This window comes from Candidatus Pelagibacter ubique HTCC1062, from assembly GCF_000012345.1.
Taxonomy (GTDB): Bacteria; Pseudomonadota; Alphaproteobacteria; order Pelagibacterales; family Pelagibacteraceae; genus Pelagibacter; species Pelagibacter ubiqueversans.
Window position 1 is genome coordinate 221,519 of the sequence record NC_007205.1, and the last position, 25,740, is coordinate 247,258.

A 25,740-nucleotide genomic window follows, 5' to 3' on the forward strand; every position below is an offset into this window, starting at 1 on the left:
AAAAAACTAAGAGTTGTATTATGAAGTTTCTAGATCAAGTTAAAATTTATGTAAAAGCAGGCAATGGAGGACATGGATCTCCTAGCTTCCGTAGAGAAAAATTTATTGAATACGGCGGACCTGATGGTGGCGATGGAGGTAAAGGTGGCACCATATATCTTAGGTCAGAAAGAAATTTAAATACTCTTATCGATTATAGATTTCAACAACACCATAAAGCAGGAAGAGGAGTTAATGGCTCTGGACAAAATCGTACAGGTCACAGTGGAGAAGATTTAATTTTAAAAGTTCCAATAGGTACGCAAGTTTTTGAAGAGGATAATAAAACCTTAATTTATGATTTTAAAAAAGAAGGTGAAGAATTTATTGTAGCCAATGGTGGTAAAGGTGGTCTAGGAAATACTCGATTTAAAAGTTCCACTAATAGAGCTCCCAAAAAATTTACTAAAGGTGCGCCAGGTGAAGAGTATGTAATCTGGCTTCAGTTAAAAACTATTGCTGATGTTGGTATTGTTGGACTACCTAATGCAGGTAAATCAAGCTTACTAGCTTCCATTACAAATGCGATGCCTAAAATTGCTAACTATAAATTTACAACATTAAATCCAAATCTTGGTGTTGCAAGTTATGATGATAAAGAAATAACTCTAGCTGATATTCCTGGATTGGTTGAAGGTGCGCACGAGGGTGTAGGTCTTGGTATTCAATTTTTAAAACACATAGAAAGATGCAAAACTTTAATGCATTTAATAGATATTACTGATGAGGACCTTGAAAATACGTATAAACAAGTTCGAAATGAGTTGGGGAGTTACAGTAAAGATTTACTAGAAAAAAAAGAGATAATTGTATTAAATAAGACAGACTTATTAGAAGAAGAAGAAGTGAAAGAAATTTTAAAAAATTTTTCTAAAAATAAAGATTCTGAGGTGGTTACACTCTCAACATTAGAAAAAGGCTCAATATCTAGAATTAAAGCTAAATTGCTCTCTTATGTATCTTAAAGATTCTAAAATAATTGTAATTAAGATTGGTTCATCCTTGTTAATAGACGACAAAAAAAAAGTAAGGAGAAAATGGCTTACTGAATTTGCTAAAGATATTCAGGAATTAATAAAACAGAATAAAAAGGTTATTATTGTAAGCTCTGGAGCAATAGCAATGGGTTGCAAAAAACTAAATATTAGCAAAAAAAACCTTAAGATTGATAAAAGTCAGGCTGTTGCTTCTATTGGGCAAATTGAACTAATGAACTTATTTTCAGAAACATTTGTTAAATTAAAAATTAATATTTCTCAAATTCTTCTCACTCTAGAAGATACAGAACAAAGAAGAAGAGCCCTTAACGCAAAAAGAACTTTTGATAATTTATTTAAACTGGGCTTTGTACCAATAGTAAATGAAAATGATACTATCGCTACTTCAGAGATTAAGTATGGTGATAATGACAGATTAGCATCTCGTGTTGCACAAATATCAGGTGCAGACTCCCTTATTTTGCTTTCTGATGTAGATGGTCTTTATACACATAATCCAAAAATATATAAAAATGCAAAATTAATAAAAGAAATAAGAAATATAGATAAAGATATAGAAAAAATAGCGACCAAAAGTATTAGTGAGCATGGAACGGGTGGCATGAAAACTAAAATAGATGCTGCTAAAATCTGTCAATTATCAGGATGCCAAATGGTAATAGCAAATGGCTTGGTTAACCGACCTATTAAAAAAATAACTGAAGAGAATAAATGTACATGGTTTTTACCTAAGGTTTCAAAATTAGATGCTAGAAAAAAATGGATTATCAGCTCTGTTTCACCTAAAGGTGCCCTGATTATTGATGATGGTGCGAAACAAGCACTTTCAAATGGTAAAAGTTTATTAGCAGCAGGAATAAAAAAAGTATCTGGGCGATTTAGTAAAGGAGATCATATTAAAGTTTTAGATAAAAATAATTATGAATGTGCAAGAGGACTTAGCTCTTTTTCATCTAATGAAATAGAAAAAATAATGGGTCACCACTCAAAAGAAATAGAAAAATTACTAGGATATATTTCCAAATCAGAAGTAATTCATAAAGATGATATAGTAGAGGTATAGAATGAGCAGATATATGAGATTAATAGGTCAAAATGCAAGAAAGGTATCACTTGATAAAGTTAATTCAAAAACTAAAAATAAAGTTTTAAAAAAATATGCTTTCTTATTAGGCAAAGAAAAAAAATCTATATTTAAAGCTAATCAAAAAGATATTCAATTTGCTCTAAACAAGGGCCTAAAAAGTAATCTGATAGAAAGATTAACTATTGATGAAAAAAAGTTAATAGGCATAAAAAATTCTATAAATAAAATTGCTAAATTGAAAGATCCTGTTGATGCTACTTTAGAAAAATGGAGCAGACCAAATGGTTTAACAATTAGCAGAGTGTCTATACCTATTGGTGTTATAGGTGTTGTTTATGAAAGCAGGCCCAACGTTACAGCTGATGTTGCAAGTTTATGCTTTAAATCTGGAAATGCTGTAATTTTAAAGGGTGGCTCTGAAGCTATAAATACTAATAAAATTTTAGCAAAACTATTTCGAAAGTCGCTTAAGGAAACTAGAGTGAATGAAAACTTTATTCAATTTATAGACTCTAAAGACAGAAAAATGGTCGACTTTATGCTTTCAAAAATGAAAGATTATATTGATGTAATAATACCTCGTGGTGGAAAAAATTTAGTAAAAAGAGTTCAACAATTTTCTAACGTCCCTATTATCGGTCACTTGGAAGGTCTTTGTCATACTTTTATTGATAAAGATGCCAATCTAAAGATGGCTACAAACGTTACCTATAATGCGAAACTAAGAAACACTAGTATTTGTGGCGCTACTGAAACAATTTTGATGCATGAAAAAATTGTTAAGAAATTCTGTAACCCAATTTTAAAAAAGTTAGAAGAAAATAACTGCAAAATTTATGGAGATCGTTTTTTGAAAAAATATTACAAGGGAAAGATTTATCCAGCAAAAGAAAAGGATTGGTCTACTGAATATTTATCATCAACAGTGTCTGTAAAAACAGTTAAAGATTGTGACGATGCTATTAGCCATATTAATAAATATGGGACTATGCACACTGACTCTATCATTACTAAAAATAAAAAAACTGCAAATAAATTCTTAAAAAATGTTAAAAGTTCAATAGCAATGCATAACACATCTACTCAATTTGCTGATGGTGGTGAATTTGGTTTTGGTGGTGAGGTTGGCATTTCAACAAATACTTTACCTCCACGAGGACCTGTTGGATTAGGGCAGCTCGTTTCATACAAATACGAAATTATTAGTAATGGTAAAACCAGAAAATAACTTAAATCAAAAAAAGACAAAAATTGGAATCTTGGGGGGAACTTTTGATCCTGCTCACAAAGGTCATTTAGAAATTTCTAAACAGGCTAAAAAAATATTAGAATTAAAAAATATTATATGGGCAATTACTAAACAAAACCCATTTAAAAATACAAGTAAAACAGATCTAAAAAATAGAATAAAATTTGCAAAAAAAATTATTGGTAAAAATAATTTTATTAAAGTAAAATTTTATGAGGAAAAAGTTCTCTCCAATAAAACAATTGACCTCATCAATTACTTAAATAAAGATAAAAAATTTGAGATCTATTTTATTATGGGTGCTGACAATCTAATCAATTTTCATAAATGGTATAAATGGAAATCCATTATAAAAAAATGCAATCTACTTGTATTTGATCGACAGGGATATAAAGCTAAATCGCTAAAGTCTGTGACCTATAACGGTGTAAATAAAAATAGATTATCTTTTATTAATTTTAAAAAGGTTAATATTTCATCTTCTCAATTAAGAAAAATTTGATAAGGTTAAATAAATTAATGGAAAAAAACATAGACCTTAAAGATTTAATCCTAAAAACCCTAGATTCTAATAAAGCCCTAGATATTATTTCAATAGATCTTAAAAATAAAAGTTCAATGGCTGACTATATGATTATAGCAAGCGGAACTTCTTCTAGACACATTCAAGCTTTATCTGAAATGGTGCTAGAAAAATTAAAGACCAATGGAATAAAAAATTCTAAAATTGAAGGAAAAGAAAGTGGTGATTGGAAATTAGTTGATGGTATAGATTTGATTGTTCATATATTTCATCCCGATAAAAGAAAATTTTATGAATTAGAAAAAATATGGTCAGAAATCATTCCTAAAGAAAAAGTGATGATATGATTTTGACTAAAAGATTTTTTCTTTTTTTTATAATACTATTATTTACTTTTCAAAAAAGTTTTTCTGAAAACACCGACTTATATAAAAAAATTGATTTGTTTGGTGAGGTTCTTGAGAAAATTAGCAAAGAATACGTTGATGAAGTTGATCAATCAAAAAGTATGGACTCAGCCATAAATGGTTTATTGCAATCTCTTGATCCCTATTCTGCATATATGACACCTGAAAGTTTTGAGGGTATGCAAACTGAAACTAGTGGAGAGTTTGGTGGGCTTGGTATTGAAGTTGGCATGGAAGCAGGTGTTGTAAAAGTAATATCACCAATAGATAATACTCCAGCATCAAAAGCAGGATTAAAAGCTGGTGATTATATTGTAAAAATTAATAATACCCAGGTCCAAGGCAAAACATTAATGCAAGCAGTAGACTTAATGAGGGGACCTGTTGGATCAAGTATTGAAATAACAGTTAGAAGAAGAGGTGTAAAAAAAGCATTAATTTTTAATATAACGAGAGAAGTTATTCAGGTTCAGTCTGTAAAATCTGAACTTATAGATAATAACATTGGCTATATAAGATTAACTTCCTTTAACGAAAATAGCAGTGAGCAAATTAAAGATAAAATTAATGAATTAAATAAAAAAAAAGATCTAAAGGGTTATATCTTAGATTTAAGAAACAACCCAGGTGGCTTGCTTTCTCAGGCAATTAAAATTTCAGACTTTTTTTTAGAAAATGGTGAGATTGTATCAACAAGAAGTCGACAAGCTTCAGAGAATAGAAAATGGTTTGCTAAAAAAGGTGATCTAACAAATGGTAAAACACTAATTATACTTATTAACTATGGATCAGCTTCAGCATCAGAAATAGTAGCTGGTGCATTAAAAGATCATAAAAGAGCTATTATACTTGGAGAAAATAGTTATGGAAAAGGTTCTGTGCAATCAATAATCCCTTTGAAAAATAGAGGTGCTATTAGATTAACAATCGCAAAATATTATCTCCCTTCAGGAAAATCTATTTCTGAAGTAGGTGTAACACCCGATATAGAAGTTGCAGAAGGTTCGGATGATTTTAAATTTAACTCTGAAACTGATAATCAATTGAATTTTGCAATAAAATTATTCAACGGATAAATGTCAGACAATAAAGTAAATTTACCTCTTAGAAATGGAGTTGGAATTGTTGTCCTGAACAAAGATAATAAAGTTTTTGTTGCAAAAAGGATTGATAATCAAAAAAATTTTTGGCAGATGCCCCAAGGTGGTGTTGATAAGGGTGAGGACTATTTAACTGCTGCTTACAGAGAGCTAGAAGAAGAAACTAGTATAAAAAATGTTGAACTAATCAAAGAATGTGATGGATTAATCTCTTATGAATTACCAAAAAACTTACTAGGTATAATTTGGAAAGGTAAATATAGAGGACAGGAACAAAAGTGGTTTATAATGAGATTTTTAGGACAAGATAATGAGATTGATATTAAAACTAAACACCCTGAATTTTCTGAATGGAAATGGATTGATCTAGAAAATATAACTGACCTAGTTGTAGACTTTAAGCTACATGTGTACAAAGATGTTAAAGAAAAAGTAAAAGAAATTCTTAATTAAGAGTTTTTAGCACATCAATTTTTTGATCAACTAGGTATTTATTTTGATCTGTAATGTCACTATTTTTTGAATTTTCTTCTGCTTGAGTAAGTAGTTCACTAATTTTATCTTTATCAATATCTTTAATATTAAAAATAGAACTTGTTAGAACTGATAAATTATTATTCTTAAATTCAACAATTCCATCCTCAACATAGTAATTATCCTCGCCTGATTTAGAAAAGATTTTAATAATCCCCGGCTTTAGAAATGAAATAATTGAGATATGGTCCTTTAAAATCCCCATTTCTCCCTCAAAAGCAGGTACAACAACTTCTGTTACATCTTCTTTTGAAAGAAAAGATTTTTCTGGGTTTACAATTTCTATTTTGAACTCTTCACTCATTATGCAGCAGCATCTTTCGCCATTTTTTCTGCTTTTTCTACAGCTTCTTCAATTGTGCCCACCATATAAAATGCAGCTTCTGGTAAATGATCATACTCACCATTACATATTGCAGCAAAACCCTTAATTGTAGATTCTAAATCTACTAATTTTCCTGGAGAACCAGTAAAGACTTCAGCAACAAAGAAAGGTTGTGATAAAAATCTTTGTATTTTACGCGCTCTAGCTACTGTTAATTTATCTTCTTCAGATAATTCATCCATTCCTAAAATCGCAATAATATCCTGCAGAGATTTGTAAGTTTGAAGAATTTTTTGCACTTCTCTTGCAACTCTGTAGTGCTCATCACCAACTATTCTAGGATCTAAAATTCTAGAAGTGGAATCTAGAGGATCAACTGCTGGATAAATTCCAATTTCAGCTATCTGTCTCGATAATACAGTTGTTGCATCTAAGTGAGCAAAAGATGTAGCAGGTGCCGGGTCAGTTAAGTCATCTGCTGGTACATAAATCGCCTGTACAGATGTAATAGAACCCTTGTTAGTAGTCGTAATTCTTTCTTGAAGATTACCCATGTCTGTTGCAAGTGTAGGCTGATATCCCACTGCTGATGGAATTCTTCCTAATAGTGCAGAAACTTCTGAACCTGCTTGAGTAAATCTAAAGATATTATCAACGAAGAATAATACGTCTTGTCCTTCTTGATCTCTAAAATATTCAGCCACAGTTAAACCTGTTAAGGCAACTCTTGCTCTAGCTCCTGGGGGTTCATTCATTTGACCATACACTAATGCAGCTTTTGATCCTGGACCTTCTGGCTTAATAACGCCTGAATCTATCATTTCGTGATAAAGGTCATTTCCTTCTCTAGTTCTTTCTCCAACACCAGCAAACACAGAAAATCCACCATGAGCTTTTGCTACGTTGTTAATTAATTCCATAATAAGTACTGTCTTACCAACACCCGCACCTCCAAATAAACCAATTTTTCCTCCTTTGGCGTATGGTGCTAATAGATCAACTACTTTAATTCCTGTAACTAGAATTTCTGTCTCTGTTGACTGATCACTAAATTCAGGTGCAGCTCTATGAATTGGCCATTTTTCTTTTGTTTTAACTTCACCCTTTTCATCGATAGGTTCACCTATTACATTTATAATTCTTCCTAAAGTTTCCGGACCAACTGGAACTTGTATAGGAGCACCTGTTGCGGTTACTTCGTCTCCTCTTTTTAATCCTTCAGTAGCATCCATTGCAATTGTTCTAACACTTGACTCACCAAGATGCTGAGCAACTTCTAAAACTAATCTGTTGTCTCCATTTTTACATTCTAATGCTGATAAAATTTCTGGTAGTTCTCCATCAAATTTTACGTCTACTACTGCTCCAATGATCTGTGTGATTTTTCCTTTGCTCATAATTATAAACTTTCCGCTCCTGATATGATTTCAATTAGTTCTTTTGTAATAGCTGCTTGACGACTTCTATTATACTCAATAGTTAGCTTGTCAACCATTTCACCTGCGTTACGGGTTGCATTGTCCATTGCACTCATTCTTGAGCCCTGTTCGCTAGCTGAATTTTCTAACATCGCTTTAAAAATCTGAGTAGATATATTTTTAGGCAATAAGTTGCTTAAAATTTCATCTTCGTCTGGTTCAAATTCATAATTATCCTCAGAAGAATTTTCTTCTGCTTCAGATGTTTTTAAAGGAATTATTTGTTGTTCTTGAGGTATCTGAGTGATTACATTTTTAAATTTATTATAAAAAATTGTACACACATCAAATTCTTCTTTTTCAAAGTTTTCAATTATCATTTTTCCCACTTTTTCAGCATCTAGATAATTGATAGTTTTTGAATCTTTAAAAGATATTCTCTCTACGATAGCATCTTTATAAACTCTTTTTAATTGATCATAACCTTTAGATCCAACAGTTATAATTTTTAAAGTTTTTCCCTCATCAGATATTTTTTGAAAATATGTTTTGGCTTTTTTAATAATATTTGTATTAAAACCACCACATAGACCACGATCAGATGTTAACACAATACATAAATGCACTTTATCTTCTCCTGTTCCTGAAAGAAGCTTAGGAGCATTTTCCTTATCAGAAATGCCACTAGATAAATTAAGAATAATGTTATTCATTTTTTCAGAATAAGGTCTTCCCTTTTCAGCATTTTCCTGCGCTCTTCTAAGTTTAGCGGCCGCAACCATTTTCATGGCTTTGGTAATTTTTTGTGTAGACTTTACACTCGCTATTCTTTTTTTTAAGTCGTCTAGTGTTGCCATATTTTAAGAATTAAAGTTCTTCTTAAGTTCCATGATAGTATCAACTAATGATTTTTCGGTATCTTCTTCAAGCTTACCTGAACTTAAAACAGATTCTAAAATTTCTGGTTTTTCAGATTTACATTTTTCAATAATCTTAGATTCGAACTCAGCAATATCTTTAAGTTCCACATCATCCAAATAACCTTTAACTCCACAGAAAACTGAAATTACTTGTTCAGCAACTGTCATAGGGGAATATTGTTTTTGTTTTAAAAGTTCAGTTAGTTTTGAACCTCTATTTAAAAGTTTTTGTGTAGATGCATCTAAATCAGATCCAAATTGTGCAAAGGCAGCCATCTCTCTATATTGAGCAAGCTCTAGCTTCATTGAACCAGAAACTTTTTTCATTGCTTTTGTTTGTGCTGCAGATCCAACTCTAGAAACTGATAGACCTACGTTAATCGCTGGTCTAATTCCTTGGTTAAATAATTCTGTTTCAAGAAATATTTGACCATCCGTAATTGAAATAACGTTAGTTGGAATAAAAGCAGATACGTCTCCACCTTGCGTTTCAATTATAGGAAGAGCGGTTAACGAACCTCCACCATGCTCATCACTAAGCTTGGCTGCTCTCTCAAGTAATCTGCTATGTAAATAAAATACATCTCCCGGATAAGCTTCTCTTCCTGGAGGTCTTCTTAATAAAAGTGACATTTGTCTATAAGCTACAGCCTGTTTAGATAAATCGTCATAAATGATTAATGCATGCATACCATTATCTCTATAATATTCACCCATAGTACAGCCTGTATATGGTGCTAAAAACTGAAGCGGCGCTGCATCTGAAGCAGTAGCAGCAACAATTGTTGTATATTCCATTGCACCAGCTTCTTCTAAAGTTTTTTGAATTTGTCTAACGGTAGATCTTTTTTGACCTATAGCAACATAGATACAATAAAGTTTTTGCTTCTCATCACCAGATTCATTTATTTTTTTCTGGTTAATAATCGCATCGATAGCAACTGCAGTTTTTCCAGTTTGTCTATCCCCAATAATTAATTCACGCTGTCCTCTTCCAACTGGAACTAGACTGTCAATTGATTTTAAGCCTGTTTGCATTGGTTCACTAACAGATTGTCTTGGAATAATTCCAGGAGCTTTTACTTCAACTCTACTTCTTTTAGTTGCTTTATCTAAAGCACCTTTGCCATCAATTGGATTTCCTAATCCATCAACAACTCTTCCTAATAATTCTTTTCCAACAGGTGTATCAACAATACTTCCTGTTCTTTTAACAACGTCACCTTCTTTAATTTTTCTATCGTCTCCGAAAATTACAACTCCAACATTTTCACTTTCTAAGTTTAGAGCCATTCCTTTTGATCCATCAGAAAATTCTACCATCTCTCCAGCTTGAACATTGTCTAATCCGTACACTCTAGCAATACCATCTCCTACTGACAAAACTTGACCAACCTCAGTCACTTCTGCTTTATCGCCAAATTTTTTAATTTGCTCTTTTAATATCTTTGTTACTTCTGATGGGTTTATATCCATTTATGCCTCTATCATCCTATTTTCGATTTGTTGTAATTTATTTTTAATGGAAGTGTCCACCATTGTGCTTCCGACTTGCACAATCAAACCCCCAATTAAACTTGCATCGTGTTTGTAGTTTAATTTTATTTTTGAACTAAAGTTTTTAGTCAATTCTTCTTTTATATTGTTAATTTCATTTTCGGTAAGATCTTTTGCAGAAGTTAATTCTGCTTTTAATTCACCTCTTTTGACTGAACATGTCTCAACAAAGCTTTTTAGAATTTTATCCACATAAAAGAATCTTCTTTTAGATATTAGAAAGCTTAAAAATTTAGTTAATAATTCATTCAATTTATATTGTTCTGAAATTTTACTTAGAGCATTTAATTGGTCTTCTTTGTTATTCGTTGGATCCTTGATTAAAGATTTAAAATCTTCACTTGAAGTAATTAAATTGATAATTGAAGCAGAATGAACCTCGATCTCATTTAAATTATTAGCTTCTACAGCTAATTCATAAAGTGCCAGGGAATATCTACCTGCTGATGTTTCAGAAAAACCTTTATTTTTGCTCAATTTATTGTTCCTTATAAATATTAGAAGATTTATTAAAATTTTGTTTTAATTAACATATGACTCCTAGCTCTTCAAGTCACACATTGTCTAAAAGTCTTGTTTTTTCTTTGTTAATTGAAGTTTATTGGGTCAACATCAACCGTTAGTTTCATTCCAGCTGGAAATTTGAATTTTTCAATGACTTTTGAAAGGGAATTTTGAACCTTGAGAGATTTTCGACCCCTGATCAAAAGTCTTACTCTAAACCTTCTTTTTAATCTAAATATAGGTGCATTTACAGGACCAAGCACTCTACCATCAACAGCACTTTCTATAAAACTTTTAAATTTATAAGCCTCTTTTTCAAGTTCTCTTTCATTATTACCGGTAATTATTAAGGCAATAAATCTTTGAAACGGTGGAAGGTTATTTTCCCTTCTAATTTCAAGTTCTTTATCTAAAAAAATATCAGGATCTTTATTGGTAATGTCTGTTATCATTTTGGTATCTAAATTATAAGTTTGAAAATAAACAGTTGCTGGCTTTCCTGTTCTTCCTGCTCTACCTGAAAGTTGATGATATAATTGTAAATTCTTTTCAGCACCTCTTAGGTCGTGACCTTGTGATGATAAATCGATATCAACAACAACAATACAATTTAAACTTGGAAAGTGAAATCCTTTAGAAATTAATTGAGTTCCAATTAAAATTTGAATTTTATTATCTATAATTTTTTCTAAAACATCTGCTGAACTTTTTTTATTCATTGTATCGCTAGAAAATATAGTTGTTTCATTGGTGGGAAAAATTTTTTTTACTTCTTCTGATATCCTTTCAACTCCAGGCCCACTAAAAATAAAATCACATTTTCCTTCTTTTGAGCAGTCCCTATTTAGTAAAGTTTTGTATCCACAGTAGTGACATAATAAATTTTGTTTGTTTTTGTGATAAACTAAATTTATTGAACAATTTGGACATGAATAACTAGTAAAACATTTTTTACATAAAACATGGGGTGAAAATCCTCTTCTATTTAAAAAAAATAATACTTGATCTTTTTTTTCAAGATGAAATTTTACTTTCTCGATTGTTTCTTTAGCTATCCAAGATTGAGATTCGAGTTTGGAATTATTTAGATTAATTATTTCATATTTTGGTAAAGATGCATTTAAATATCTTTGATCAAGTTTTGATAAACTATATTTGCCTTTTTTAATATTGTCATAAGTTTCAATAGAGGGTACGGCTGTTATTAAATTGATTGGAATATTTTCAAAGGATGCTCTAGAAATTGCCATATCTCTTGCGTTATAAGTTACTCCCTCATCTTGCTTATAAGATTGATCATGTTCTTCATCAACAATGATTAATCCTAGTTTTTTAAAAGGTAAAAATAATGAAGATCGAGCACCAATTACAACTTTAATTTTATCATTTGCTATTCCACTCCAAATAATTTCTTTATTTTTTTTTGTAATACCTGAGTGCCACACAGCAGGCTTGAAACCAAAAAATTCTATAAATTTATTTTGAAATTGTCCTGTTAATCCGATTTCTGGTAATAGAATTAATCCTTGAAAACCCTTATCAATTATCTCTTTTAAAGCTTCAAAATAGACCATTGTTTTACCTGAGCCTGTAGTACCTTGTAAAACATGAACTCTAAATTTTTGATTTAATACATTCATTTTTTTTAATGAATTTTTTTGCTCTTTAGAAAGTTTTATTTCATTTTCTTTGATATCAATTTTGAATGGCTCATAAGCTTCAATTGGTAACTTTTCTATGGCGCCACTACTTAATAATAACAATTTTAATGCCATACCTTTAGGGGTCATATTGTATTCAGAAAACCAATTTAAGAATTTAATTGTATTTTTCTTTAAGGGTGGAACATCTAATTTTCTTAAAACTTTTTTAATAGCAAAATTTTTGTTTGTTTTTTTTTCAAAATCATCCCATACAACTCCAGTCACCTCTGACTTTCCAAAAGGCACTGCCACGTAGTCTCCAACTTTTAAATTTAAATCTGAATTATAGGTAAATGGATGATTAAAAATATTTGGTATAAGAATCGGTACTTTCATATTTTTATAATATGAAAATACTTTAAGAGTGTATTGCTCTTTTATCTACTGATAAAGCTGCTTCTTTTACAGCTTCTGAGAATGTTGGATGCGCATGACACGTTCTTGCAATATCCTCAGCGCTAGCACCAAACTCCATTGCTACTCCAATTTCTCCAATTAATTCACCTGCATGAGGTCCAATAATATGTGCTCCTAAAACTCTATCTGTTTTTTCATCAGCTAAGATTTTCACAAAACCTTCTGCTTCATCAATTGCTTTAGCTCTTGAATTTGCCATAAATGAAAATTTACCAATTTTATATTTAGTATTTGCTTCTTTTAATTGTTCTTCTGTTTTCCCAATTGAAGCAACCTCTGGTGTTGTATAAACAACTCCAGGAATAATATCATAATTAACATGTCCTGATTGTCCTGCAATATTTTCTGCAACTGCAATACCTTCGTCCTCAGCTTTGTGAGCAAGCATCGGTCCATCAATTACATCTCCAATAGCATATACATTCTTAACATTTGTTTGAAATGTTTTGTCAGTTTTAATTCTTTTCTTTTCATCTAATTCAACACCAATTGCTTCTAAATTTAAGTTAGTTGTATTAGGTTTTCTACCAACAGATATAAGAACTACATCACAATCAAAATCTGCTTTTTTTCCATCTTTATCTGATGTTGAAACTATAGCACCATTAGCATTTTTTTTAATTCCTTCTACTTTTGTCTGCATATGAAAATTAATTCCTTGTTTCTTTAATATTTTCATAAACTCTGTAGATATTTCTCTATCCATACTAGGAGTAATATGCTCTAAAAATTCAACCACATGAACCTCAGCACCTAATCTAGACCAAACAGATCCCATCTCCAACCCTATATAACCACCACCAACTACAACCATTTTTTTTGGCACAGTTTCTAAAGTTAATGCTCCTGTTGAAGATACAATTATTTTTTCATCAAATTCAATACCTGGTAATGCAACTGGAACTGACCCGGTGCTAATAACTGTTTTATCTGTTTCAATTATAGTTTCTTTTTTTTGATCATCTAATATTGAAATTTTATTTGCAGATTTAAAGCTTCCTGTACCCTTAAAGTAAGTGACTTTATTTTTCTTAAATAAAAATTCTACACCTTTAGTCAAAATTGTTACTGCTTTATCCTTATTTTGCATCATTTTTTGAAGATTAAGTTTTACCTCACCCACTTCTATGCCAAGTTTAGAAAAATTTTGTGCCTTATGATAATTTTCAGAAATATTTAATAAATTTTTAGAAGGTATGCACCCTACATTTAAACAGGTTCCACCTAACGAACCTCTTGATTCTATACATGCGGTTTTAAGTCCTAATTGTGCTAATCTTATCGCACACACATAGCCTCCTGGACCACCACCTATTACTACTGCTTGAAATTTATCTGACATTTAAATATTTAAAAATAACCTTCTTGGATCCTCTAAATTTTCTTTAACCATTTTTAAGAATGATACTGACTCTTTTCCATCTATAATTCTGTGATCATAAGATAAGGCAAGATACATAATAGGTCTAATTTTAATCTCACCATCAACTACCATTGGTCTTTCGACTATATTATGCATACCTAATACACCAGATTGAGGTAAGTTTAATATTGGAGTAGATAACATTGAACCATACACTCCACCATTACTAATTGTAAAAGTTCCACCCTGAAGGTCTTCTATGGTTATTTTTCCATCTCTCGCTTTTTCAGAAATAGTTTTAATATTTTTTTCAATATCAGCAAATGACAATTGATCTGCATCCCTTAATACTGGTACTACTAATCCTTTTTCAGTTCCTACTGCAAAACTCATATTATAATAATTTTTATAAATAATTTCATCTCCATCAATTTCAGCATTAACAGATGGATACATTTTTAGTGCAGCAACACATGCTTTTACAAAAAATGACATGAACCCTAATTTAATTCCGTATCTGCTTTGGAAATCTTCCTGGTTCTCTTTTCTCATTTCCATTATGCCAGTCATATCAACTTCATTGAAAGTTGTTAATAATGCTGCATTTTCTTGTGCTTGTTTTAATCTTTTTGCAATTGTTTGTCTAAGCCTAGACATTTTAATTCTCTCTTCTTGACCGTATTTAATTTTTCTTTCTGATGGTTGAGGGTTCTCTCCCATCATACTAATTAGGTCACCTTTAAGAACTCTACCCTCTTTACCAGAGCCACTAACTTTTTTTAAATCAATTTTATTTTCAACTACAATTTTTCTTACTGCTGGTGAAAGTATTTCATTATTATTATTTGAAGAATTAGTTTTCTCCTCTTTAACCTCATTGGTTAATACCAATGGCTCTTCCTCTTCAGGTTCTTTAAGAACTTTAGGAGCTTCTTTTTTAATTTCTAAATTAACTACATTATTTTCTGTTTTCTTAGGTTCAATTTTTGTAATTATCTTTTTTTCAGATGGTTGAGCTCCATTTTGACTTATCATACCAAGAAGAGCACCTACTTCAACTGTTTCTCCATCTTTAGAATTTATTTCGGACAAAACCCCATCAATTGGAGATGGTACTTCTAAATTAACTTTATCAGTTTCTAATTCTACAATTGCCTCATCAGCTACCACTGTATCGCCTTCTTTCTTAAGCCACTTAGCAACTGTCGCTTCAGTAATGCTTTCTCCAAGAACTGGTACTAAAATTTTTTCGCTCATTTTTATTCAAAAACCTTTTTTATAATTTCTTGTTGTTGGGCAAGATGTCTTTTTGCATAACCTGTAGCTGGAGACGCGTCTGGGCTTCTTCCTATATAAGAAATTCCAGTATTATTAGCGTTAATAGTTTCTAATGTCCATTGTATATAATCTCTTACAGAAAACCATGCCCCCATATTTTTTGGTTCTTCTTGGCACCAATAAAAATTAGCATTTTTTGCATATTTTTTAATTTCTCTAACTAAACTTTTTACCGGAAAAGGATAAAGTTGTTCAATTCTGTACAATACTACATCGTCTTTCTTAAGTTTTTCTCTTGCTTCTAGTAGATCAAAATAAACTTTTCCTGAACATAAAATTACTTTTTTAATTTTTGAGCTTTCTTTTAATTTTATAAATCCATTTTCTTCATCTAGTGCATGATCCCATAAAATTCTATGAAAAAAGTTATCTTTACCAAAGTCTTCTATATTTGAAACACAATGCTTATTTCTTAATAAAGATTTTGGAGTCATTATTATTAATGGCTTTCTAAATTCTCTATGCATTTGTCGTCTTAAAGCATGATAATAATTTGCAGGAGTTGTACAATTCAATACTTGTAAGTTATCATTTGCGCATAGTTGTAAAAATCTTTCTAGTCTTGCTGAAGAGTGTTCTGGTCCTTGGCCTTCATATCCATGAGGTAAAAGCATTACTAGCCCTGATGCTCTAGTCCATTTTCTTTCTCCTGATGCAATAAACTGATCAATAACTACTTGTGCTCCATTTGCAAAATCTCCAAATTGTGCTTCCCAAATAGTTAAAGTATTAGGTTCAACTAAACTATATCCATACTCAAAACCTAAAACTGCTAATTCTGATAAAAAACTATCAACTATTTCATATCTCATTTGATTTTTTGAAATATTATTTAAAGGTATATATCTAGAGTTGTCTTCTTGATTCCTCAAAACTGAATGTCTTTGACTAAATGTTCCTCTACCAGAATCTTGTCCAACTAATCTTACTGGATAACCTTCTTCTAACAATGATCCAAATGCTAGTGCTTCAGCGGTTGACCAGTCAATACCTTTTCCATTAGATACCGATGCTTTCCTAGCATCTAAAATTTTAACAATAGTTTTATGTAATTTTAATTTTTCTGGAGTTGCATTAATTTTTTCAGAAATTTCTAAAAGTTTTTGTTGATCATAGCCACTTACACCTCTTTTATCTTTTCCTTTTTCTGGTTTATATCTTGACCATGTTCCCTCATACCATTCTATTTTTGGTTTATAGTCTTTTGCATTTTTATATTGATCATCAAGCAAATTTTTAAAATCTGTTTTAAATTTACTTAACTCACTTTCTGAAAGTGTATTTTCATTTACTAATTTTTTCCCATACATCTCAACTGGTGTAGGGTGAGACCTAATTTTTTTATACATCAATGGCTGTGTAAAAGAAGGTTCGTCTCCTTCATTATGTCCGAATCTTCTATAACAGATCAAATCAACCACTACGTCTCTATTAAATTTTAATCTAAATTCTGTTGCAATCCTTGTTGCATAAACAACTGCTTCTGGATCATCTCCATTCACATGAAGTATTGGAGCGTCTACCATTTTTGCAACATCAGATGGATATGGTGATGACCTTGCAAACCTTGGGCTTGTAGTAAAGCCTATTTGATTATTAACAATAATATGAATTGTACCACCTGTATTATGGCCTGGTAAACCAGACATGGCAAAACATTCAGTCACAACTCCTTGTCCAGCAAAGGCTGCATCTCCATGTATCAGAATTGGTATAACTTTATTTCTTTCTTTATCTTTGTGAAAAAATTGTTTTGCTCGAGTTTGTCCTAGTACCACAGGATTGACTGCTTCTAAATGTGAAGGGTTATCTGTAAGACTAACATGCACAGAATTGCCATCAAACTCTCTATTTGATGATGCCCCTAGATGGTATTTTACATCTCCCGCACCTTCTTCCCCTGATGTTTGAATATCTCCTGCAAATTCATTAAATATTCTTTTGTAAGATTTTTGTAATACATTTGCTAATACATTAAGTCTTCCTCGATGAGACATACCAATTTTTACTTCTTTAACTTTAGCTTGCCCACCAATTTTAATTATTTGTTCTAGCGCAGGTATTAAGCCTTCTCCCCCATCTAAACCAAATCTTTTTGTACCCACATATTTTTTATGTAAAAATTTTTCAAAACCTTCTGCTTGAATTAGTTTCATTAAAATAGCTTCTTTACCATTTTTCGTAAATTGAAGAGAGTTCTCATCTTGCTCAATTCTATCTCTAAGCCATTTTCTTTCTGTTGGGTTTGATATGTGCATATATTCATAACCAATTGGACCACAGTAAGTTTTATTTAGGAAATTTAATATTTCTTTTATAGAAGAGTGTTCTTTATTAATTACGCCATCTAAATAAATTTTCTCATCATAATTTTCTTTTTTAAATCCATAATGCTCAGGATGAAGTTCATCTAGATATTCTGTTTCCATCATTCCTAGAGGATCAAGCTTAGCTAATAAATGTCCTCTTTGTCTATATGCTCTAATTAACGCAACAGCTCTAATTGAGTTAATATTGCTTTTGACTAAATCTTTTGAATTAACTTTTGCAATGTTGCCTTCATTAGAAAGTTTTTTTTCATCTTCTTCAATCCTTTTTTCAACTTCATCAATATCAATTTTTTTTTTTATATTCCATGATGGACCATTAATTTCTTTGGCAATCATACTTAAATCTTCACTCATACCCTCAAAATAATTTTGCCAGCTTTCAGGAAGATCTTTGTCTTTATTTATAAACTTTAAATACATTTGCTCTATAAATGCACTGTTAGACTTACTAAGAAATGAAGTTTTTTCGAATTCGAGATTTTTTGATGATGACATCTATTCTATTGATATAATATCAGATAAATAATTTTCAATTAGATAATTTATTAAATAATGTTTTGCCAAGTTCTGATGGTGATTTTGCAATTGTAATTCCACATTCTTCCATTTTTTTTATCTTATCTTCTGCTCCGCCCTTACCACCTGAAATAATAGCTCCTGCATGACCCATTGTTCTTCCTGGAGGTGCGGTTATTCCAGCAACAAATCCAACCATAGGTTTTTTTATTTTATGGTTTTTAACAAATTCAGCCGCTTCTTCTTCTGCAGAACCACCAATTTCACCAATCATAAGAATAGATTCCGTCTCAGCATCATTTAAAAATAAATCTAAACAATCAATAAAGTTTGTTCCATTTATTGGATCTCCACCAATTCCTATACAAGTAGATTGTCCTAATCCGTTTTCAGTTGTTTGTGCAACTGCCTCATAAGTTAAAGTTCCAGATCTTGAAACAATTCCAACAGAACCTTTCTTGTGAATATTTCCAGGCATAATTCCAATCTTACATTCATCAGGCGTAATTATTCCTGGACAATTAGGTCCTATCAATCTGCTTTTTGAATTATTTAGCTTTTGTTTTACACGAAGCATATCTTGAATTGGTACACCTTCGGTAATACAAACTATAAGCTCAATGGATGCATCAATTGCTTCTATAATAGCTGCCGCTGCAAATTTTGCTGGCACATAAATCATAGTTGCATCAGCGCCAACTTCTTGTTTTGCTTCAGCTACAGTATTAAATACTGGACGGTCAAGATGTTTTTGTCCTCCCTTTTTTGGAGTAACTCCACCCACAAGATTAGTTCCATATTTTAATGCTTGTTCTGAATGAAAAGTTCCATGTGTACCTGTAAAACCTTGGCATATAACTTTTGTATTTTTATCAATTAAAACTGACATTCTATTTTATAGCCTCTACTATTTTTTGTGCAGCATCATCTAAATTTTCTGCTGAAATTAATTTTAATCCTGAATTATCTAAAATTTCTTTTCCTTCTTTAAAGTTTGTTCCTGCAAGTCTAACTACTAATGGAACACTTATATTTATTTCTTTGGCAGCATCAACAACACCTTGAGCAAGGACATCACATCTCATAATTCCCCCAAAAATGTTTATTAATATGCCTTTAACATTTTTGTCCGAAAGAATAATCTTAAGAGCAGCTGAAACTTTTTCTTTTGAAGCTCCTCCTCCAACATCTAAAAAATTTGCTGGCTCTTCACCATATAATTTAATTATATCCATTGTTGCCATTGCAAGACCTGCTCCATTGACCATGCAGCCAATGCTTCCATCTAGCTTTATGTAAGCAAGATCGTGTTTACTCGCATCTATTTCTGTGGGATCTTCTTCATTTAAATCCCTAAGCTCGATTATTTCAGGATGTCTAAATAAAGCATTAGAGTCAAAATTAACTTTTGCATCTAAACAAATTATTTTTTTTTCTTTAGTTAATATTAGTGGGTTAACTTCAACCATGTTGGCGTCTGTGCCTAAAAACATTTTATATACTGATTTTATCAGCGCTATTGCTTGTTTTTTTGCATCATCTGCTAAAGCATAAATTGCAATTATTTTTTCACAGTCAGCATCAGAAATTTCATCAGTAATATCTATTTTAGTTGTTATAATTTTTTCTGGAGTTTTTTCTGCAACTTCTTCAATGTCCATTCCACCTTGATCGCTGGATATAAATACTATTTTTGAACTTGCTCTATCTACTAAACAAGATAAATAAAATTCTTTATCAATATTAGAGGACTCTTCTACATATAATCTTTTTACTTCTCTTCCTGCTGGGCCAGTTTGATGTGTTACGAGTGTTTTTCCAAGCAATTCTTTTGCAGCAACACTTAATTCATCAATTGTGTTTAAAATTTTTACACCTCCAGCTTTACCTCGTCCACCAGCATGAATTTGTGCTTTTAAAACAAATTTTTCTGTTTTTAATGATTTTGCTTTTTCAATCAACTCATCAACTGTAAAAGCAAAAACTCCTTCAGGAACTACCGCTCCATATTTTTTTAAAATTTGCTTGGCCTGGTGTTCGTGAATATTCATTATTTAGAAAGATCTGGATCTATTTTAGATGCAGCTTCCCATAATGCTTTCACAGCATCTATAGAGTGCATAAATTCTTTTTTTTCTTTTTCATCTAAATCTATTTGCTCTATTTTTTCAACACCATCTTTACCAATTATTACTGGTACACCAGCATAAACATTACTAACTCCATATTCACCATTTAAATGAACTGCACATGGAAGTAATTTTTTTTCATCTTTTAAATATGCTTCTGCCATTTGTACACCTGAAGCTGCTGGTGCATAAAATGCAGAACCTTTTTCTAGATATTTAACAATCTCAGCTCCTCCATCTCTAGTTCTTTGATTAATTTCTTCTAACCTTTCTGGAGATATTTTTCCTTCTTTAACTAAGTCTAATAATGGTTTACCTGAAACTTTTGTAAATCTTGGTAGGGGCACCATTGTGTCTCCATGACCTCCCATAACCATTGCTTCAATTTCTTTTACCGGAACATTAAGCTCTAGGGATAAAAATAATTTAAATCTTGAGCTGTCCAAAATTCCTGCCATTCCAACTACTTTATTTGCTGGTAAGCCTGAAAATTTTTGAAAGGCCATCACCATAACGTCTAGTGGATTTGTAATGCATATTACAAATGCATTGGGTGCATTTTTTTTAATACCCTCTGCTACTTGTTTAATAATTTTTAAATTAATACCTAATAAATCATCTCTGCTCATTCCTGGTTTTCTTGGAACTCCTGCAGTGATTATTATTACATCTGAATCTTTTATATCTTCATAATTGTCTGTACCTGAAAATTTTACATTAAAACCATCAACAGAGGAAGATTGAGCTATGTCTAGAGCTTTTCCTTTAGCTATACCACTTGCAACATCAAAAAGTACCACCTCATCAGCTACTTCTTTAGTTCCTATTAAGTGAGCAAGAGTGCCCCCAATTTGACCCGCTCCTATTAAAGATATTTTTTTCATTTCTCTCCTTATTTCATTGTTGGCATGACAAATTCTGCATTAGATCTTATTCCAGAAGGCCATCTTGATGTTACTGTTTTAAGCTTTGTATAAAATTTAATTCCTTCAGCTCCGTGCATTGCACTATCTCCAAATAATGATCTTTTCCATCCACCAAAACTATGGAATGCCATTGGTACAGGTATTGGAACATTAATTCCAACCATACCAACTTGAATTTTACTAGCAAACGTTCTTCCAGCATCACCATCTCTTGTGTAAATGCTTACTCCATTACCATACTCATGGTCGTTAATTAACTTTGTTGCTTCTTCAAAAGTTTTAACTCTTATGACTGATAAAACAGGTCCGAATATTTCTTCTTTATAAATTCTCATATCCTTTTTAACGTGATCAAATAAACAACCCCCTATAAAAAAACCATTTTCATATCCTTGAAGTTTTATATTTCTTCCATCAACAACTAATTTAGCACCTTCTTCAACTCCAAGATCAACATAACTTTTTACTTTTTCTAAATGTTCTTTGGTAACTAGTGGACCCATCTCAGATGTTTTATCCATACCAGGTCCTACTTTTAATGCTTCAGCTTTTTTTGATAAACGAGCAACTAGCTCATCACCTATATCTCCTACAGCTACTGCTACTGATTGTGCCATACATCTCTCTCCTGCAGACCCATATGCAGCACCCATTAATCCATTTACCGCACCATCAAGGTCACAGTCAGGCATTACAACTAAATGATTTTTTGCACCACCTAAAGCTTGAACCCTTTTTTCATTTTTTGCAGAGTTTTCATAAATATATTTTGCAATTGGTGTTGAGCCTACAAAGCTTACAGCTTTGACATCTTTGTTTGTTAAAATCGCATCAACAGCTTCTTTATCTCCATTAACAACATTAAAAACACCATCTGGTAGTCCTGCTTCTGTTAGCAATTCTGCTAATCTTAGTGGGCAAGATGGATCTTTTTCTGATGGTTTTAAAATAAATGTGTTTCCACATGCAATAGCAATAGGAAACATCCACATTGGCACCATTGCAGGAAAATTAAAAGGTGTAATTCCAGCAACAACTCCAAGTGGTTGTCGCATAGACCAACTATCTACATTTGTTCCTACATTTTCTGAAAATTCTCCTTTAAGTAAATGTGGAATCCCACACGCAAATTCAACAACTTCTAGTCCTCTTGTTAAAGAACCTTTGGCATCTTCATAAACTTTCCCATGCTCTGAAACTATTAACTTTGTAAGTTCATCGGCATTTTTTTCTATTAACTCTTTAAATTTAAACATTACCCTTGCTCTTTGAAGTGAAGGTTTTAAAGACCAAGTTTCAAAAGCTTTTTGAGCTACTTCTACAGCTTTATCTAGATCAGTTTTACTGGCTAATCTTACCTCAGACTCTTGTTCACCAGTTGCTGGATTAAAAACTTTACTTTTTCTGTCAGAAGAGCCTGAAATTAGCTTTCCGCCAACAAAATGTTCTAATAAATTCATGAATGGTGTTATTTAAAGGGGTAATTAGCTTGTTGCAAGCATTTTTTTCAATTCAGCTATAGCTTTTGCTGGATTTAATCCCTTTGGACAAGCATTAGTACAATTCATAATAGTATGACATCTATAAAGTTTAAGCTCATCAGCTACTTTTTTTAATCTCTCTTTTTTTTCATCATCTCTACTATCAACTATCCATCTATAAGCCTGAAGTAAAACTGCAGGACCTAAATATTTATCACCATTCCACCAATAACTTGGACAAGATGTTGAGCAGCATGCACACATGATACATTCATATGCACCGTCTAATTTTACTCTGTCTTCTTTAGTTTGTAATATCTCAGTGGTTTCAACTTTTGTATTTGTTTTTAGCCATGGCTCGATTGATTCATACTGTTTGTATAATCCACTTAAATCACCAATTAAATCTTTTTTAACTTTTAAATGAGGTAATGGATAAATATTTATATCACCTTCAATTTCTGAATGAGGCTTTGTACATGCTAAACCATTTTTACCATCCATATTCATTGCACAAGATCCACAAACTCCATGTGCACACGATCTACGATAAGCTAATGATGGGTCAATTTCGTTTTTAATTTTATTTAAAATATCTAATACTTTTGAAGGACAATTATCCATATCCACTTCATAGGTATCTACTCTTGGGTTTTCTCCATTTGAGGGATCCCATCTGTAAACATTTACTTTTCTAATATTTTTTGACCCAGTCTTATCTTGGTAATAGTTGCCTTTTTGAACTTCTGAATTTTTAGGTAAATTTATTTGAACCACTAGTAAACTCTTTCTTGAGGTGGAAAGTATTGAACTTCATTTGTTAAAGTTGTTTTAGTAACTGGTCTATATCCAATTTTTGAATCTTTTCCATTGCACCAAGCAATAGTGTGTTGCATAAATTTTTCATCATCTCTTTTTGGGAAATCTTCTCTTGCATGCGCACCTCTACTCTCTTGTCTATTATAAGCAGAATCCACTGTTGTAATTGCTTGTCTAATCAAATTATCAAATTCCAATGTTTCCACTAAATCAGTATTGAAAACAAGTGACTTATCTTTTACAGAAATTGATTCCATTCCATCGTATGCTTTTCTAATATTATCAACACCCTCTTTAAGCGTTTTTTCTGTTCTAAAAACAGCACACTTTGATTGCATAGTTTTCTGCATTGAAAGTCTAAGTTCTGCTGTACTATTTTCACCGTTAGAGTTTCTTAATTTATCAAATCTTTCTAAGCATTTTTCTGTTTCAGCCTCTCCTATATCCTCGTGTGGAGTTCCTGGTTTTACAAGTTCTGCAGCTCTCTTGGCTGCAGCTCTTCCAAATACAACTAGGTCAATTAAAGAATTAGATCCTAATCTATTTGCTCCATGAACAGAAACACAGGCAGCCTCACCAATTGCCATTAATCCTGGAACTGTTTCAGAATCATTTCCTGTTAATACTTCAGCTTTATAGTTTGTTGGGATACCTCCCATATTATAATGAACGGTGGGCACTACTGGTATTGGCTCCTTAGTTACATCAACATTTGCAAATAATCTTGCTGCTTCCGTTATTCCTGGAAGTCTACTTTCAATAATATTTTTGTCTAAATGACTTAAGTGTAAATGAACATGATCCTGTTCTTTACCCACACCTCTTCCTTCGTTAATCTCAATTGACATTGATCTACTTACTACATCTCTAGATGCTAAGTCTTTAGCTTTTGGTGCGTAACGCTCCATAAATCTTTCACCTTTTGAATTAACTAAATATCCACCTTCACCTCTAACACCTTCAGAAATTAAAGTTCCGTGCCCATAAATTCCTGTTGGGTGAAATTGTACAAATTCCATATCTTGTAATGGTAAGCCTGCTCTTAAAACCATTGCATTTCCATCTCCAGTACAAGTGTGTGCTGAAGTTGCAGAATAATAAGCTTTTCCGTAACCCCCTGTTGCAATTATTGTGCTGTGCGCTCTAAATCTATGAATTGTTCCATCATTTAAATTCCAAGCAATAAGACCTTTGCATTCACCATCCTTCATTAATAAATCTAAAGCAAAATATTCAATAAAAAATTCAGTGTTATGTTTTAAAGCTTGTCCATAAAGAGTATGAAGTATTGCGTGTCCAGTTCTATCTGCAGCTGCACATGTTCTTTGAACAATTCCATTACCATAATTTTTTGTCATTCCACCAAAAGGTCTTTGGTAAATTTTGCCATCATCAGTTCTGCTAAATGGAACTCCATATTTTTCTAACTCTATAACAGCAGCTGGAGCTTCTTTACAAAGATACTCAATACTATCTTGGTCACCTAACCAGTCAGCACCTTTAACAGTATCATACATATGCCAACGCCAATCATCTTCACCCATATTCCCTAAAGATGCAGAAATTCCTCCTTGTGCAGCTGAGGTATGACTTCTTGTTGGAAATACTTTTGAAATGCAGGCTGTCTTTAAACCAGCTTCACTTAAACCAACAGCAGCTCTTAGACCTGATCCTCCGGCACCAAGTACGATGACATCGTATTCGTGGTCTATTATTTTATATGAGCTCATTAGTTTAAATTCAATATTACAGTTATTGTTATAATTGGCATTATTATAGCAAAAATATTAAGTACTTTGTTTGCGGCATTTTTGATTTTTTCATTCTGAATATAATCTTCAAATACTTCGCTAATACTTAGGGTAGAAAAAAAGTAAGCAAATACTAGTGTTAAAGAAACTAAAATTTTAGATGGTTGAGTGGTAAAGAAATTAACAACCTCAATATAATCTTTATCAAAAATTGAAACTAAATTTAGAATAAACCAAATCATTAAAGGTACTAAAATTACTGAACTAATTTTCATGAACAGCCATTTTTTTGTTACAGAGTTCATT

23 protein-coding genes are annotated in these 25,740 nt (G+C 31.7%); 7 read left to right on the plus strand and 16 right to left on the minus strand.

The annotated features are described in order from the left end of the window. Positions 1 to 20 precede the first annotated feature (20 nt). From cgtA to SAR11_RS01135, 7 genes are read left to right on the plus strand one after another with little or no spacing between them, the layout of a single operon-like run. On the plus strand, positions 21 to 1,004 hold the full coding sequence (gene cgtA, locus SAR11_RS01105) for an Obg family GTPase CgtA (protein WP_006997688.1): 984 nt from the start codon (positions 21 to 23) through the stop codon (positions 1,002 to 1,004). Next, a complete protein-coding gene (gene proB, locus SAR11_RS01110; RefSeq protein ID WP_006997687.1) occupies positions 994 to 2,100 on the plus strand; it encodes a glutamate 5-kinase in 1,107 nt (368 codons plus the stop codon). The genes cgtA and proB overlap by 11 nt, the downstream gene beginning before the upstream one ends. Position 2,101: 1 nt before the next feature. Next, positions 2,102 to 3,352, plus strand: coding sequence for a glutamate-5-semialdehyde dehydrogenase (locus tag SAR11_RS01115; RefSeq protein WP_011281553.1), 1,251 nt, complete (start codon positions 2,102 to 2,104; stop codon positions 3,350 to 3,352). After that, a complete protein-coding gene (nadD, locus tag SAR11_RS01120) occupies positions 3,333 to 3,875 on the plus strand; it encodes a nicotinate (nicotinamide) nucleotide adenylyltransferase (RefSeq protein ID WP_011281554.1) in 543 nt (180 codons plus the stop codon). The genes SAR11_RS01115 and nadD overlap by 20 nt, the downstream gene beginning before the upstream one ends. Before the next feature lie 17 nt (positions 3,876 to 3,892). Continuing rightward, on the plus strand, positions 3,893 to 4,243 hold the full coding sequence (gene rsfS / locus SAR11_RS01125; RefSeq protein ID WP_006997684.1) for a ribosome silencing factor: 351 nt from the start codon (positions 3,893 to 3,895) through the stop codon (positions 4,241 to 4,243). Continuing rightward, positions 4,240 to 5,379, plus strand: coding sequence for a S41 family peptidase (locus SAR11_RS01130; RefSeq protein ID WP_006997683.1), 1,140 nt, complete (start codon positions 4,240 to 4,242; stop codon positions 5,377 to 5,379). The genes rsfS and SAR11_RS01130 overlap by 4 nt, the downstream gene beginning before the upstream one ends. Next, complete coding sequence (locus SAR11_RS01135) at positions 5,380 to 5,856, plus strand: RNA pyrophosphohydrolase (RefSeq protein WP_006997682.1); 477 nt, start codon at positions 5,380 to 5,382, stop codon at positions 5,854 to 5,856. It begins immediately after the preceding gene. On the opposite strand, the gene atpC is transcribed toward SAR11_RS01135, so the two are convergent. The 16 genes from atpC to sdhD form a co-directional block, all read right to left on the minus strand. Beyond that, on the minus strand, positions 5,849 to 6,241 hold the full coding sequence (atpC, locus tag SAR11_RS01140; protein ID WP_006997681.1) for an ATP synthase F1 subunit epsilon: 393 nt from the start codon (positions 6,239 to 6,241) through the stop codon (positions 5,849 to 5,851). The two genes, SAR11_RS01135 and atpC, sit on opposite strands and share 8 nt — an antisense overlap. Then, complete coding sequence (gene atpD / locus SAR11_RS01145) at positions 6,241 to 7,659, minus strand: F0F1 ATP synthase subunit beta (protein ID WP_006997680.1); 1,419 nt, start codon at positions 7,657 to 7,659, stop codon at positions 6,241 to 6,243. The genes atpC and atpD overlap by 1 nt, the downstream gene beginning before the upstream one ends. 2 nt (positions 7,660 to 7,661) lie before the next feature. Next, a complete protein-coding gene (locus tag SAR11_RS01150; protein WP_011281555.1) occupies positions 7,662 to 8,537 on the minus strand; it encodes a F0F1 ATP synthase subunit gamma in 876 nt (291 codons plus the stop codon). A gap of 3 nt (positions 8,538 to 8,540) precedes the next feature. Further along, positions 8,541 to 10,076, minus strand: coding sequence for a F0F1 ATP synthase subunit alpha (gene atpA / locus SAR11_RS01155; RefSeq protein ID WP_006997678.1), 1,536 nt, complete (start codon positions 10,074 to 10,076; stop codon positions 8,541 to 8,543). Beyond that, complete coding sequence (atpH, locus tag SAR11_RS01160) at positions 10,077 to 10,634, minus strand: ATP synthase F1 subunit delta (RefSeq protein WP_011281556.1); 558 nt, start codon at positions 10,632 to 10,634, stop codon at positions 10,077 to 10,079. Positions 10,635 to 10,744: 110 nt separating this feature from the next. Then, a complete protein-coding gene (gene priA / locus SAR11_RS01165) occupies positions 10,745 to 12,700 on the minus strand; it encodes a replication restart helicase PriA (RefSeq protein WP_011281557.1) in 1,956 nt (651 codons plus the stop codon). A gap of 22 nt (positions 12,701 to 12,722) precedes the next feature. Next, positions 12,723 to 14,123: a dihydrolipoyl dehydrogenase gene (lpdA, locus tag SAR11_RS01170; RefSeq protein ID WP_011281558.1), complete on the minus strand. Its 1,401-nt coding sequence runs from the start codon at positions 14,121 to 14,123 to the stop codon at positions 12,723 to 12,725. After that, entirely contained in the window at positions 14,124 to 15,401 is a 1,278-nt protein-coding gene (gene odhB / locus SAR11_RS01175; protein WP_011281559.1) for a 2-oxoglutarate dehydrogenase complex dihydrolipoyllysine-residue succinyltransferase, read from the minus strand. It abuts the gene before it with no gap. 2 nt (positions 15,402 to 15,403) lie between these two features. Further along, positions 15,404 to 18,307 (minus strand): 2-oxoglutarate dehydrogenase E1 component, encoded by a 2,904-nt coding sequence (locus tag SAR11_RS01180; protein ID WP_011281560.1) that lies wholly within the window; start codon positions 18,305 to 18,307, stop codon positions 15,404 to 15,406. A 34-nt stretch (positions 18,308 to 18,341) separates the two neighbouring features. Continuing rightward, the gene (sucD, locus tag SAR11_RS01185; protein ID WP_011281561.1) at positions 18,342 to 19,217 is read right to left on the minus strand and encodes a succinate--CoA ligase subunit alpha; all 876 of its coding nucleotides are present in this window, start codon (positions 19,215 to 19,217) and stop codon (positions 18,342 to 18,344) included. A gap of 1 nt (position 19,218) precedes the next feature. Continuing rightward, positions 19,219 to 20,379 (minus strand): ADP-forming succinate--CoA ligase subunit beta, encoded by a 1,161-nt coding sequence (gene sucC, locus SAR11_RS01190; protein ID WP_011281562.1) that lies wholly within the window; start codon positions 20,377 to 20,379, stop codon positions 19,219 to 19,221. Then, positions 20,379 to 21,341, minus strand: a complete 963-nt coding sequence (gene mdh, locus SAR11_RS01195) for a malate dehydrogenase (protein ID WP_011281563.1) — start codon at positions 21,339 to 21,341, stop codon at positions 20,379 to 20,381. Before mdh ends, sucC begins: the two co-directional genes overlap by 1 nt. 8 nt (positions 21,342 to 21,349) lie before the next feature. Further along, complete coding sequence (locus SAR11_RS01200; RefSeq protein WP_011281564.1) at positions 21,350 to 22,843, minus strand: CoA-acylating methylmalonate-semialdehyde dehydrogenase; 1,494 nt, start codon at positions 22,841 to 22,843, stop codon at positions 21,350 to 21,352. Positions 22,844 to 22,867: 24 nt separating this feature from the next. Next, on the minus strand, positions 22,868 to 23,641 hold the full coding sequence (locus SAR11_RS01205; protein WP_011281565.1) for a succinate dehydrogenase iron-sulfur subunit: 774 nt from the start codon (positions 23,639 to 23,641) through the stop codon (positions 22,868 to 22,870). Further along, entirely contained in the window at positions 23,641 to 25,413 is a 1,773-nt protein-coding gene (gene sdhA, locus SAR11_RS01210) for a succinate dehydrogenase flavoprotein subunit (RefSeq protein ID WP_011281566.1), read from the minus strand. Before sdhA ends, SAR11_RS01205 begins: the two co-directional genes overlap by 1 nt. Then, positions 25,413 to 25,739, minus strand: coding sequence for a succinate dehydrogenase, hydrophobic membrane anchor protein (gene sdhD / locus SAR11_RS01215; protein ID WP_011281567.1), 327 nt, complete (start codon positions 25,737 to 25,739; stop codon positions 25,413 to 25,415). The genes sdhA and sdhD overlap by 1 nt, the downstream gene beginning before the upstream one ends. Between the last annotated feature and the right edge of the window lies 1 nt (position 25,740).